The organism is Dyadobacter sp. (assembly GCF_017744695.1).
Taxonomy (GTDB): domain Bacteria; phylum Bacteroidota; class Bacteroidia; order Cytophagales; family Spirosomataceae; genus Dyadobacter.
This window is the reverse complement of record NZ_JAGIAS010000001.1, coordinates 339,013-352,644: the sequence shown is the minus strand read 5'-3', so window position 1 is coordinate 352,644 and position 13,632 is coordinate 339,013. Positions and strand designations below refer to the sequence as shown.

12 protein-coding genes are annotated in these 13,632 nt (G+C 50.0%); 3 read left to right on the top strand and 9 right to left on the bottom strand.

Annotated features, from left to right (window positions below; genetic code table 11):
* Positions 1-57 precede the first annotated feature (57 nt).
* From J7619_RS01325 to J7619_RS01310, 4 genes are all read right to left on the bottom strand, one after another.
* Positions 58-702, bottom strand: a complete 645-nt coding sequence (locus tag J7619_RS01325) for an RNA polymerase sigma factor (protein WP_291193134.1) — start codon at positions 700-702, stop codon at positions 58-60.
* A 70-nt stretch (positions 703-772) separates the two neighbouring features.
* Positions 773-1,915, bottom strand: a complete 1,143-nt coding sequence (locus J7619_RS01320; protein WP_291193132.1) for an ankyrin repeat domain-containing protein — start codon at positions 1,913-1,915, stop codon at positions 773-775.
* A gap of 49 nt (positions 1,916-1,964) precedes the next feature.
* Positions 1,965-3,602, bottom strand: coding sequence for an ABC-F family ATP-binding cassette domain-containing protein (locus J7619_RS01315; RefSeq protein WP_291193130.1), 1,638 nt, complete (start codon positions 3,600-3,602; stop codon positions 1,965-1,967).
* Positions 3,603-3,695: 93 nt separating this feature from the next.
* Positions 3,696-4,097, bottom strand: a complete 402-nt coding sequence (locus J7619_RS01310; RefSeq protein WP_291193128.1) for a helix-turn-helix domain-containing protein — start codon at positions 4,095-4,097, stop codon at positions 3,696-3,698.
* 81 nt (positions 4,098-4,178) lie between these two features.
* Between J7619_RS01310 and J7619_RS01305 the strand changes: the two genes are divergently transcribed.
* Positions 4,179-5,099, top strand: coding sequence for an NmrA family NAD(P)-binding protein (locus J7619_RS01305; protein ID WP_291193125.1), 921 nt, complete (start codon positions 4,179-4,181; stop codon positions 5,097-5,099).
* A 179-nt stretch (positions 5,100-5,278) separates the two neighbouring features.
* Here the strand turns inward: J7619_RS01305 and J7619_RS01300 are convergent, their stop codons facing one another.
* A complete protein-coding gene (locus J7619_RS01300; RefSeq protein WP_291193123.1) occupies positions 5,279-6,286 on the bottom strand; it encodes a phytanoyl-CoA dioxygenase family protein in 1,008 nt (335 codons plus the stop codon).
* 620 nt (positions 6,287-6,906) lie between these two features.
* Here J7619_RS01300 and J7619_RS01295 point away from each other — a divergent pair.
* Positions 6,907-7,551, top strand: a complete 645-nt coding sequence (locus tag J7619_RS01295; protein WP_291193121.1) for a peroxiredoxin — start codon at positions 6,907-6,909, stop codon at positions 7,549-7,551.
* 81 nt (positions 7,552-7,632) lie between these two features.
* Here the strand turns inward: J7619_RS01295 and J7619_RS01290 are convergent, their stop codons facing one another.
* Both J7619_RS01290 and J7619_RS01285 read right to left on the bottom strand, forming a co-directional pair.
* Positions 7,633-8,523: an alpha/beta fold hydrolase gene (locus J7619_RS01290; RefSeq protein WP_291193119.1), complete on the bottom strand. Its 891-nt coding sequence runs from the start codon at positions 8,521-8,523 to the stop codon at positions 7,633-7,635.
* Between the two features lie 119 nt (positions 8,524-8,642).
* A complete protein-coding gene (locus tag J7619_RS01285) occupies positions 8,643-10,070 on the bottom strand; it encodes a PLP-dependent aminotransferase family protein (RefSeq protein ID WP_291193117.1) in 1,428 nt (475 codons plus the stop codon).
* A 99-nt stretch (positions 10,071-10,169) separates the two neighbouring features.
* Between J7619_RS01285 and J7619_RS01280 the strand changes: the two genes are divergently transcribed.
* Entirely contained in the window at positions 10,170-11,051 is an 882-nt protein-coding gene (locus J7619_RS01280; RefSeq protein WP_291193114.1) for a DMT family transporter, read from the top strand.
* A gap of 47 nt (positions 11,052-11,098) precedes the next feature.
* Here the strand turns inward: J7619_RS01280 and J7619_RS01275 are convergent, their stop codons facing one another.
* Positions 11,099-11,614, bottom strand: a complete 516-nt coding sequence (locus tag J7619_RS01275) for a T9SS type A sorting domain-containing protein (RefSeq protein ID WP_291193112.1) — start codon at positions 11,612-11,614, stop codon at positions 11,099-11,101.
* 243 nt (positions 11,615-11,857) lie between these two features.
* On the bottom strand, positions 11,858-13,632 hold a 1,775-nt coding region (locus J7619_RS01270; RefSeq protein WP_291193110.1), incomplete at its 5' end, for a T9SS type A sorting domain-containing protein.

The window sequence follows — 13,632 nt, the reverse complement described above, 5'->3', positions numbered from 1 at the left end:
AATAATTTAAATTAAACCAGTGGATAGGTGATACGAAGATGTGTAAGGTGCTGGTTGCTAGGGTTGTAGTTCGGTGGATGCGGAAGAAAGAAACAGAAAGATAATTTGCGGCATGATCTGGGAGAATGAAGGCAGGTCGTTTTTGAGCTGACTGATCGCCCGGTGGACAAAGTTCGCCACTGTCTGCTTTTCAATATCCATTACTTTGGCGATCTCTTCGTTAGATAACCCCTCATAAAATTTAAGAAATATCACTTCCTGCTGACGCCTCGGTAGCCGGTTGATCGCGTTACGGATTTCGCGCTCATTCTGCGACATGGATTCGGAGCTGATCAGCATTGTTTCCACCGTGAGATTGTCGGTGAAAACATCGCTGCTGGCCGCAATATCGACTGAGTCGTCGAGGCGGGTGTTCACTCTCAGTTTTCTCAGAAGATTGTTCCGCAATGCGCAAATCAGGTAAACCGTCACGTAACTGGTGTCGGTGAGGCGCGCTCTGCGATACCAGAGTTCCAGAAACAGGTCCTGGATGCAGTCCTTGATCAGCTCGGTGTCTTTGGTGAACCGGGTCGCGTAGTTGAACAGGAGGCGGTACCTGCGTTTGGCCAGCTCGTCGAACGCCTGCTCATCATTTTCCCGGAAACGGTTCCACAGATCGCCTAGTAGCGGCTCGTCTGCGGGGACAGGCGTTGATTTCTTCATCTGCGGTTTCGTTGAAGCTTCTGTCAACCGAAGTCCGCGAGCGTTTTTTTCTACTGCTTGCCCAGAGTGTTTAAGGCCGTACCTGTTTACGCAGTTCGTTGATGGAAGCTTGCCAATTTTGCTGAACAACGGCGCCATGGGCAATCAGCAGTTCCATGATCTCCATATGTGCCGGCTTGCGATGATAGGAAAGGCACCACAAGGTCTGGCCCAGCGCGGTGCCTCCATAATCGTTCGTCATTTCCAGGTCCGCGCCACGTTCCAGGAGGAATTTGACCATTTGCAACTGGCCCTCGAAGGCAGCCGCAAGCAGTGGCGTTGTTCCACTGATGTATATGTTGACGGGAATGCCCTGGTCGAGCAAAAAAGCGGATACTTGCCGGTGGTCATATTGGCACGACCAGATCAGGCCCATAGCCCGCTTTTCAGAGCTGGCATTTGCGAAAAGCTCCTGCGCTTTTGGGAAGTCTCCGAGTGCGCAGGCCCCTTCAAAATCAATCCTGGCGCCATGTTTGGCCAGGTAGTGGATCGGTTCGTACCGGCCGTTGTGAATACAGGCCAGTACGAGCATTCCCTCGGTGTAGTCGGGGGCGACGGCGTGGTTGGGGTCTGCGCCATGGCGGATCAGGACATCCATGAGGTCTTGCTGTATGCCGGTAACCACCGGATGCACGCTGGTGGCCACCAGCCCCAGGGTGGATGTACCGCGGTACATATCTCCCCAGGCGTCGACCTCGGCTCCCGCCTCCAAAAGTAACTGAGCTATTTTCACAGCATTGTACGGCGTCCGCTGTCGCCAGAATTCAAAGCCATTGGCCCCAACGTAATTCAGGAGGGTCGCATGGTGATTTCGCGGCGAGCGCATATGGACCAATTCGGGAAAAGCTGCCAGCAAGCCAAGCAGTATGTCTGGATTACCATGTACAATCGCCTCCACGGCAGCTTCAAAGCAGACGGAGCGGGAATTCCTGTCAGATAAACCCGTCCGGAATGCAGCATAATCCTGCCAGGAATCGAAGCAATGGCGGTGACGAATGATTTCCCGGGCGTTGCTTTCAGTTGAATTGCCCGACTGATAACCGGTATCCTGGTAAATATCGGGCAACTGCTCCGGATACGGGAACCTGCCAAGCAGGGAAGACAATTCAATTTCATCGCCAGCCTGGATAGCGGCATCGAGTATCGCTGTGGTAACTTCCCGTTGTCCTGCCATGGTTTCCGTGTTTTTGGTACGATCAGGCTATTGACGCTATCACCGTTGACTACTTCGCAAGTTGCAGGTCGGCAATGCTTTTTATCCGATTGCGTTCGAGAAAGGCATCAATAGTTTCAAAATGCTCAATGACCCGTTTGTCTTTGAACTCAAAAACTTTTTGGGACAGGCCTTGTAAGAAATCGCGGTCGTGGGATACCAGTACCAGCGTTCCGTCGAAGTTTCTAAGCGCTTCTTTCAAAACATCCTTTGACTTCAAATCCAGGTGATTCGTAGGTTCATCGAGAATCAACAGGTTTACAGGTTCCAGAAGCAACTTCACCATCGCAAGCCGCGTTCTTTCCCCACCCGACAACACGCTTACTTTCTTGTCGATATCGTCGCCCTGAAACATAAATGCCCCCAGAATATTCTTGATCTGGGTTCTTACATCTCCTTCTGCGACCTCATCCACTGTCTGAAAAATAGTCAGATCAGGATCCAGCAGGGATGCCTGGTTTTGCGCAAAGTATCCGACCTTGACATTATGCCCCAGCTGGCAGGTCCCGTCAACATTGAGCTGGCCCATGATGGCCTTGATCATCGTCGATTTACCTTCGCCATTCCGGCCCACAAACGATACCTTTTCTCCCCTCGAAATAGACATGTTTGCATTTTTAAACACAACATGGTCCCCGTAGGATTTTGACACATCTTTCACGGTTACCGGATAGTCCCCTGACCGTGGCGAGGGCGGAAAGCGAAGTTTCAGGGCTGAATTATCAACTTCATCAATTTCGATGATTTCCAGTTTCTCCAACATGCGTTCACGCGAGGAAACCTGATTGGTTTTGGAATAGGTACCGCGAAAACGCTCGATAAACTGCAAATTATCTGCAATCATCTTCTGCTGTTCCTGATACGCCTTCATTTGATGTGCCCTGCGCTCCTCGCGCAACTGCAAATAATGGGAGTAGTTGGCCTTGTAGTCATAAATGCGGCCCATCGTCACTTCAACCGTGCGGTTGGTGATATTGTCGATGAAAGCACGGTCGTGAGAAATCACCATTACGGCATTTGCCTTGTTCACCAAAAAGTCTTCCAGCCAGATCACCGACTCGATGTCGATATGGTTGGTAGGCTCATCCAGCAAAATAAGGTCGGGCTTCTGCAATAATATTTTGGCAAGCTCGATACGCATGCGCCATCCGCCACTGAACTCCTTGGTTTGCCGTTGGAAATCGTCCGGCCTGAATCCCAGTCCTTTCAACGCCTTCTCCACTTCGGCGTCATAATTGACTTCCTCCAGCTGGTAATATTTTTCACCGAGTTCGGTCACCTGCTCGATGATGGCCATATACTCTTCGCTGTCGTAGTCTGTGCGGGTTTCGAGTGCGTGGTTCAGTTTATCCATTTCCGCACGCATCTCAAAAACCTGCTTGAATGCTTTTGCCGCTTCTTCGAAAACGGTACAGTTGTCTTCGGTCAATAAATGTTGCGGCAGATAAGCGATCACGGCATCTTTCGGCGCACGCACATGGCCCCGCGTCGCTTTTTGTTCGCCGGCAATAATTTTCATCATGGTGGACTTGCCGGCCCCGTTTTTACCCATAAGGGCAATTTTATCGGTAGGATTGATAACGAAGGAAACGTCACTAAAAAGGGTAGAACCGCTAAACTCGACGGCCAAATTCTCAACTGTAATCATCTTCTCATTGTTTGAAGCCGCAAAGCTACGATTATAGGATTGAAAGAGGCGAAAAAAGTCAACTTTTGGGTGTTCGCTGAGAATATGGTAAAGCTACTCCTCGCCGGGGAAGTCGGCCAGTTGCTTTTCGAATTGCTCGGATTGTGCGCCTCCGTGCCCGACGGCCCATTCAGCCATTGCCAGCAGTACCGGTCGCAATGCCTTGCCTTGCGGGGAAAGCTCGTAGGTGACATAGGGCGGGACGACCGGTTTTGATATCCTGGTGACAAGCTGGTCGGCTTCCAGTTGCTTCAACTGCTGGATCAGTACTTTTTCAGTGATACCCGGAACAGCCTTTCTCAGCTCGTGATAACGCCTGGTGCCTGCCAGGAGATTGAACAGGATAATGGGTTTCCAGTACCCGCCGATCCGTTCCACTACGAAAGTTACCGGGCATGCTGCAAAGGCATTGCTTTTGTTTTCCTGGATGACGGAGGTCTCTTTGATATTTGCCATAGTTGAACATACCATTGGGTAAGTACTTGTACAAAAGTAAGTTCAAATCTAGTTTTGGGCAAACATTTAAACAGACTAAAAATGATTGTAACAGTAACAGGCTCTTTGGGAAACGTAGGACGTATCCTGACTGAAAAATTGATCACGAAAGGACATACCGTTAAGGTTGTCACATCCAATCCGGCACGGTCGGAAGCAATTCGTGCCTTGGGCGCAGTGCCACTGGTCGGCTCCTTGGACGACTACGAGTTTGTAAAGCACTCTTTCGAAGGCAGCGACGCGGTGTACCTGATGATCCCTCCGGACTATCATGCACCGGACGTCAAACAATACATGATGACCATGGGCCGGCAATATGCCCGTGCGCTGAAGGAAACCGGGGTGAAGCTCGCGGTGAATCTGAGCAGTGTCGGCGCACACCTGGAAGACGGGCTGGGTCCGACTGGCCCGAACTTTTACATTGAGCAGCTGCTCAACGAGTTACAACACGTGCATGTCCTGCACCTGCGCCCGGGAATGTTTATGACCAATTTTTATGGTGCTATGCCGCTGATCCGGTACCAGGGCATGATCGGTAATAACTTTAACGGATCGGCGAGCCTGCCGCTCACGCATCCCAGGGATATTGCCGAAGCAGCATTCAGGGCGATCGATGACTTTTCGGTTTCAGGAAAGCAGGTTCGGTACGTGGTCAGTGATGTAAAGAACGGCGAACAGGTGGCGCGGGCGCTTGGAAATGCCGCGGGAAAGCCGGATGTGCATTGGGTGGAGTTTTCCGATGAACAGCTTTTGGGCGCGCTAATGCAGGATGGTTTTTCCCAGCCGATGGCGCAGGTTTATATTATTGAGATCGGGGTTGCCATCCGCGATGGAAGTTTTGCAGAGGATTTCCAAAAACAATGGAACCAACCGACTGGCAGAGTTACATTGGACGAGTTTTCAAGAGAGTTTGCCATGGCTTACCGCTCCGGCGACCTGAATACCGCGCCAACAACTTTTTGATGTGGTTACTGCCCGCCTTAACAAGCCATTGCGAGCTATTAAGGCGGGCAGATGACGACAGACCTGCCGCGACCGCGTTCAGTTAGTCGGTATTAGTAGAATTTGATAGTGGAGCAGCCATAGATTTACCCGGGCCCGTTAATGTATTAGCGGATAAATTTGAACTACAAAGTTTAGCTTTATTTAAATATATCCTCGGCATTGGGCAAAAGTGGGTTGTTATAAATGTATACCCCATTGTATTCCTGCCGGACGGGTATTTGGGTTGGGAAATTACGATGATAGGGTAATGCCTGCTCAGTAGAGTAATGGCAGACAAACGATTTCCGGGTTTGATCAGGGTTGGTAATCGGTGAACCTCCGTGCGCGAGTGCTGCATGCCAGATCAGGACATCGCCCTTTTTAATCAGTAATGTTTCTTTGGGCAATTTCAGGTCCGCACTTGTCTGGTCGAGGTATGAAGCGAATTCCAGGGGAGAGCGCGTAGAGTCGGGTTTGAAAAGAATGCCGGTCCCGAAATCGAACTTGGGCATTTTGTGAGAGCCAATGTAATAATACAGCGGCCCGGAATCGATCTTAATATCCTCTAAGGCAATCCATGCTGCGGCCAGGTGGCTCGGGATCCGTGCCGTAACCCACGGAAAATCCTGGTGTGTAGGTTGTTGGCTTCCGTACATAAAAACCAGGCTCTGCATCACCACGACTTTCTGACCGAATATCGCTTCGAGAAATGCGACGATATAAGGATGCGTCATCAGCTTTTTCCCGGCTACCGAGGAATTATGGAAATCGTTAATTTTAACATATTTGCCCAGCAATGCTTCTTTGGGGAAGTCCTTGATATTGCGTTCCTGATTGGGTTTGAATTCTTCAAGATCGATGCGAACGGACAGGTCGTATTTCTCGGGATTACCCACAAGTTCTCTGAAATCACCCCAAAACTTGTCGATCATTTCTTCCGGGACAATTTTTTCGAGCACAACATATCCATTTTGTTCCCAATGACTGAGTTTTTCAGCCATATCGTAGGGTACATTGTACCTGGGCGGGTTCGCTCGCAGAAAACGGGAGATTTCTGGATTGGGCCGGTCTATCCATGGAAGGGTATTTGGATTAAATTCCTTTAATGGGAAAAAACGGTCTTTGAGTTTTTCCGTTTTTCGTTTGATTCGCTGAAGAATGCTCATGTGTCGGGTTTAGTATAGTGGAAAAAAATCAGATACTTCTAAAATGTGTAGTTTAAAATAGGCCAGCCTGGAAATGTTCCGCTGATCATCATCAACTACTTTATTCCATTAAAAATGAAATGCAAAAGAAACACCTATTTCTGCCCGGATACACAAACCCATTCTTTCACTTATGACAGCATATGGTATTTGCAAAAATATCAAAATGTGTTTATTTCCAAACATCAATATAAAATCAAAATTTAATTGGCGTGGTATTTTCAGGGAGAAGCAATACCGTTAAATAATTCATCCATTAAAAATGTTTCAAAAAAATAGCTGTTCGGCGAAATAGCGGGACTATATAGTTCTACAAAGAATACGTTAGAAAATTGAAGAACCAGATCGGTTAAGGCTTTTTGCTGGTTTTATATAGATTTTGCGATTCTGGCGATGTTGTTATTCCGAGTGAGGAAATCTCAGCAGATGTTACACGCTTGATCTGGTCAGAAATCCTGTGCTTGGCACTCTTGCATTCGTCAGTAACCAGCATTGTTTACGGCCTTTTAACTTTCGTGGGGGCAACGAGAAGCTACAAGATATATGCAAACGATCATCACGGTATTTCATTAATACAGTCTATGAAACAATATATGCTTTTGCTGATCACGATTTTGCCTCTGCTGTCTTATTCGCAAGATGCGACAATCAAGACCTGTGGTTCGAAGTTGTATGAAACACAAAGGGCTATCTATGTAAATGACAGCACCCGAAAGTTGGGCCTGAATCATTTATCCGGTCGTTCTAACATGGCGATGCAAAGGGCTTCGAACGAGTGGTCGGAATGCGTCCGCGGAAAAAAGATTCCGGATTTGGAGTTTAAGACTATCAACGGCAAAAGATACCGGAATGCTGATCTGCGCGGTAAGGTATTGGTTATCAATTTCTGGTTTAAAGGATGTAAGCCATGCGTTGCTGAAATGCCATCCCTGAATAAACTGGTGGAGGAGTTTCGGACTAAAAATGTGAATTTCATCGGATTCGCCACGGACAACGAGCAAACCTTAAAACCCATGTATTATAATACCGGAAAGTTCCGCTTTGATATCGTCGCAAACTCCCAACATGTTGCTGAGCAGTTTGTTTTTAGCGGATTTCCTACAACCTACATTGTCGATCAAAATGGAATTATTGTGAAAGCCTGGACCGGTAATATGGTCAGCATGGGGCAACCATATGTGATTGCAAAGCCCATAATTGATCAACTGCTGTCTCAACGCAGATGATCTGTCAGCCCGGCAGGTACCCTCCATTTCTTTCGATCGTCAGCGGTGAGCAAGGGGTAGCGAACGAGGCACATCAAATAGTCATGATCGCAGCGAGCTTGATTGGGTCAGAAACTCCGTGATAAGCGAAAGTACCTGCTCAAAGTTGGTTTCCAGCGCCATATGACCGCCTTCCAGTATATGCAGCTGCGAATCGGGCAAATCGCGTTGGTAGCAAAAAGCTTCTTCGATGCTGAAAAAGACATCATACTTTCCCCAGAGGATGAGCGCCGGGGGTTGCTGATCACGGAAGTATTGCTGAAATTGACCGTACATGGCCAGATTGCTCTCGAAGTCGCAATTGAGCCGGAACTGCATGTCGATGTTTCCGGGCCTGCTCATGAGCGCCCAGTCCAATGTCCAAAGCTCAGGGCCGACCAGGGGCAGCAGATGCCCGGGCAAGCCTTCCGTGTATTGCGCGCGGGTGCCTTCTTCGGATAAAAACGCACTTACGCGGCGCTTTTTCTCCTCGGTCGGATGCCGCCAGTAATCGATAGTTTCGTCCCATTGAGGCCCCAGGCCCTCGCGGTATGCATTGCCGTTTTGGACAATGAGGCCAAGAATCTGCTGCGGGGACGACAGGCAAATGCGAAGACCGATCGAAGATCCGTAGTCATGCAGGTAAATGAAAAATTTGTCGAGACCAAGCGCGTCCATAAAGCCGCGAATCACCCCGGCCATATTGTCGAATGAATAATCGAAACTGTCGACGCCGGGGAATGCGCTGAAACCAAATCCGGGATAGTCGGGGGCGAGCAGATAATAGCGATCGGAGAGTGAGTTCATCAACCTGGTAAACATGACCGACGAGCTCGGGAAACCGTGCAACAACAAGATGGCCGGTTGTGAGCGCTGGCCGGCCTGTCGGTAGAATATCTCTACGCCGTTAACCCGGACCGTTTTGTGCAGAATATCTTTTTGCTGAGTTTCCATGGCAGACATTGTTTGATCATAAGCCGGAAGCATAAAAAATGCCTGCCATCGCTGCGGCTATCCCCGTCGCGTACGCCAGTCTGTTCTAAAGACCAGGGCGGCAAGAATGCAAAAGCGGATCAATGTCTACCGTTGGTCATCGCTTTTGCGAGGTTTCCGATGTGTTTCAGCTTCATTTTCAACGAGTCGTTCCACGGTAGCCCGATACAAAGCCGCATGCAGTTCTGAAATTGGTTTTGTAATGTAAACATTCGTCCGGGCGCGATACTTATTTGTGATTTCAAAGCCTGATTATACAGCTGCGTCGTATCGATGTCGTTGGGTAGTTCCACCCATAAGGCCAGTCCACCCTGCGGACGACTTGTCTTGGTCCCTTCCGGGAAATACTCGGCTACTGCATTGACGTAGTTTTGGTAATTGCTTTGCAACGTCCACCGTAATTGCCGAACGTGCCGTTCATATTTTCCCGTTTTGAAGAAATTTCCCACCGCTTCCTGAACAATCGAGGTAGACGATATGGAATGGGCAAGTTTAAGCTTCAGAACCCGGTCCATATACCGCCCCGGTGCGATCCAGCCAACCCGGTAGCCGGGAGCCAACGTCTTGGATACGGAGCCGCACCACAGGACATTACCGGTGGTATCGAATGACTTGCAACATTTCGGGCGCTGTGTACCAAAATAGAGATCCCCGTAAATGTCATCCTCGATCAGTGGAATGCCGTGTTCCGAAAGAAGCGATACCACCTCCTCCTTGCGTTCATCGGGCATGCAGCTTCCTAACGGTGTATTGAAATTAGGCACCAGAAGACAAATGTCGATCAGGGGCAGTACCCGTTTTAATGCATCGATCTCGATCCCCTGCGTCGGATGGGTAGGCAGCTCCAAAACCTTCAATCCAAGGCTAATTGCCAACTGAAAGATGCCCGGAAAGCACGGGCTTTCAACCGCGACAGTGTCACCCGGTTTGCCAACGGCCATCAGGCCTAAAAACAGGGCATTCATTCCTCCGCTGGTGCTAACCAGGTCATTTTCAGTCAGATTTCCGCCCCAGCCCAAAGAGCGCGTGGCGACAGCGTTTCGCAATTTTTTGTTCCCCGGCAAAGACTCATATTCGGTCCCTGCTTCGCGAAGTTCCCGGGTAGCGAGGACAATTTCCTTTCTCAGCTTGGCTACGGGAAGGAGGCCGCCGGAAGGAGCGCCAATGGAAAACAAGGTGAGCTGATCGTTACCCATGTTGGTGAACACGTTAGCTATCAGTTCGTCGGGTTCTTCGTTGCTCGCCTCAATTGAAGGACGGCTTACTTCCGGAAGGGCAAGACGAAGATAGGAGAGGTTACTGACAAAATACCCCGATTGGGGCTTTGATTCGATCAGCGATTGCGACTCCAATTCCCAATACACCCGCTTGGCCGTATTCATGCTCACATGATGCTCCTGACATAACGATCTCACAGAGGGCAATTTGTCACCCGCCTTGAAAAGCCCGTTCCGAATTTGAGCTGCAATGCGACCCGCTATGTCGCTGTACAGATATTCCTTGTTCATAAATCAACTGTGTCCATTCAAATGTATAAAAATGTAGCTGTATATATCCCGGGACACTGGATAATTTTGCCGTGTGTAAAAACCTTATAATTAAGTGTAATGACGACTAAGAACTCATTGGAAGAAACCAATAGCGGATGGTTGAATGGCTTTATCGGAGTCTTACTATTTAGCGGTTCCTTACCCGCAACCAGAGTTGCAGTGCTCGAATTTGACCCCGTTTTTCTGACCGTAGCACGCGCTGTGATCGCAACCTGCCTGGCTGGTGGTGTGTTACTGGCTTTCCGGGAAAAACAGCCGGCGCGGAAACAAATCTTCCCGCTCGTTATTGTTGCGGTCGGTGTGGTGATAGGCTTTCCGTTACTCACCGCCCTGGCGCTGCAATACATCACATCGGCCAATTCTATCGTTTTTGTGGGCATTCTTCCTATGGCTACGGCGGTGTTTGGGATTGTTCGCGGCGGTGAGCGGCCTAAGCCTGTATTCTGGCTTTTCTCTGTAACGGGTAGTCTCCTTGTGGTGGGATATGCGGTTGCTCAGGGGGCTGCCACATCACCCATTGGAAATGTTTTGATGATAGCCGCGATCCTATTATGCGGGCTTGGCTACGCCGAAGGGGCGAAGCTTTCCAAAGAACTGGGTGGTTGGCAGGTAATATCGTGGGCGTTGGTCATTTCGTTCCCTGTCATGTTACCGCTGGCGTTAATTTACCTGCCGGCATCATTTGAAGGGATCAGTGTCCGGGCCTGGGCCGGTTTATCCTATGTGTCGTTTTTCAGCATGTTTATCGCCTTCATATTTTGGTACCGCGGCCTGGCGCAGGGAGGAATCGCGACCATCGGGCAATTGCAATTATTGCAGCCGCTTTTTGGCCTTGCGCTGGCAGCCGTGCTCCTCCACGAGAAAGTGAGCGTTGGCATGTTCGCGATTACCATCGGGGTGATCCTCTGCGTAGCGGGAACGAAGAAATTCGCCAGGTAAGTCACCGACGCAAGTAACGTGAATCTGAAAGGAGCCAGGCGATTCCCTCAATCCTTAATGAATTTTGAGCTCCATCCATCACCGGATTTCAGCCAATAGGCGCCTACGGGAAGGTCCTGAATCGGAATAACTGTTTTTTCGCTTTTCACTGCTATTTGCCCCAGCTTTTGACCAGACAAACTGTATATCGTAACATCGCCATCTGTTTTTCCCGAAACGTTCAGGAAGCTGGTCGCAGGGTTAGGGTATGCGGTCGGGGCGGGCCGGGTATTCATTTTAACCATGCGGATCACAGAGTACTCGGCTTTTCCTTTGGTATCCACGATTTTCAACCGGTAATAGGAGGTGCCTTCCAACGGACCTGGGTCGCTCCATGAATAATTGCGGACCGTGTTCACCGTGCCGGCGCCTTTCAGTTGACCCATTTTTGTCCAGCTGCGCGCATCGGCAGATCGCTCCACGTCAAAGTAATCATTGTCGGTTTCCGAAGCCGTTGGCCATAGGGAAAGGATCTTAGTTTTACGAAGTATGGTTAACTGCATCGTGAGGGAAACAGCTGCCAAGTATTTGTAACTCAAAGAGCACAAATGTGGCAGCGGTCATAAAAATACCTTTCAGTAAATGGGCGATTTGTACCTATAAAAACGCATTATATGTCGAATTTTCACGACATAGAGGGTTAGGGATCTAAAAGTTGCAGTGGGAAGAGCCTTTGAATGCGGAGAAATTTTGGAACAGACGTTCCAGTTGGCGACCGGGATGCCGGCGCAACGGAACGTCTGTAAACCATTAATCAGCCTTATGCATTATTTAACGTGGACGAATTTGTGTGTGTGAACAGATCCGTCAGTGTGTGTGATGCGCAGGACGTACACGCCCGCGTCGAGCTTGCTTACATCTACCTTTCCGGAGTCGGCCGCTCCTGAGCTGTAAACTTCCAAACCTGCCAGGTTATTGATCCGGATGGATTTTACCTGTTTCCAGCTGGTCACTTTAAGCGTCAGTTCATTGCTTACCGGGTTAGGGTAAATGCTGCTTTCCAGCTTGCTGTCGAAGCGGACGCTTCGGATCGCGCTGAATGCAAACGTGCCGTCCAAATCCAGCATTCTCAGGCGGTAGAGGTTGGTCGCGCCCACCTCTGGTTGGTGATCAATGTGAACGTAGTTCTTTCTCACCTTGCTCTCGCCTTCGGCTTTCACACTACCAATTTGTTTCCACGTTTTGCCGTCGGTACTGCGCTGGATTTCGAAGCGGTCGGAATTGGTTTCTTCCGACGTCGCCCAGTTGAGCTCAGCGGCATTTTCACGTGCGGTAGCGGTGAAGGACACTAAGGTTACCGGAAGCGGCTTCTCCCAACTGATCGTATACGTTGCAGGCGGTGACTGCACGCCGGCTTCATCCACGTAGGCGTACTCGAAGGTAGTACTGGTGTAACCCGCGCCCGTAAGCTTGATCGCCAACGAGTCAGGATTATAGTTCGGGATTACTTGTCCCGGGGTTACCAGTACACCGTTGTAGTACAGCTCGCCGTTGTCGGGCAGGGTTGTGATCACCACGGTACGGTCTTTGCCTGAGCCATTCAATGTACCATCCTCTGGATCGGCACCCGTCAGCTGGTCAGGCGAGCTGGTGCCTGTACCTGTGCTTGTGTGCGAACCGTTGAGCGGAATAATCGCGTCGGTAATCGGCTGATCGATCAGGTATTCCTTCGGATCGGCTACCGGCGGCTGCTGCACCCCGAAGTTCGCATTGGTCACATCGGTAGTAGTTACGGTGATATTTGGCAAAATACCATTCACCGTTCCGTCGCTTCCTGCATTGGCACCCAGGTGCTCGCCGGTGTTAATCCAACCGGTTGGCAAACTAGGCGTCGTCGAGCCGGCTGCTGTCTGGTGCAATACCACGCTGTAAGTACCAGGCGCTACGTTACCGAAATCGTAAGAGCCGTCTGCATTCACAGGAACGGTCGCCACGGCTGCACCGGTGCTGTCCACTAATGTGACGAACAGACCTGTCGGGATGGTAGTTACGGAGCCCGTAGTGTTCACAGTGCTGTCTGTCAATGCATTGGCATCGTGGAATACATTACCTGAAAGGTGTACTTGCGGAGTGGTAAACGGCTTGGTCACAGAACTTTCGTTGCTTTCCAAACCACCATTGTCCGTCACGATAAATGGTACCTCCACGGTCGGGTTGCCGTCGATCGGGTCGATCAGCACTTCCAGATTAGCCACCGGAACAGTCACGCCCGAGTCAGGGAATACCTGCTGTCCTGCGCCCGGCGTCTGGCCAGGGGCCACATAGGTTGTTCCGTTAATGGTCACTGTGGTCACGCTGTCAGGGAATGCCGTAAAGGTGATGGTTTCTACCGTTCCATCCGGATCAGTAAAATTGAAATCATCGGAAATATCGACAGTTACCGTGCCGCCAGGATTAGGCGAAGAAGGCAGTGCCTCGTCGGTCGTAACCGGCGGCTGCTGCACCCCGAAGTTCGCATTGGTCACATCGGTAGTAGTTACTGTGATGTTTGGCAAAATACCATTCACCGTTCCGTCGCTTCCTGCATTGGCACCCAGGTGCT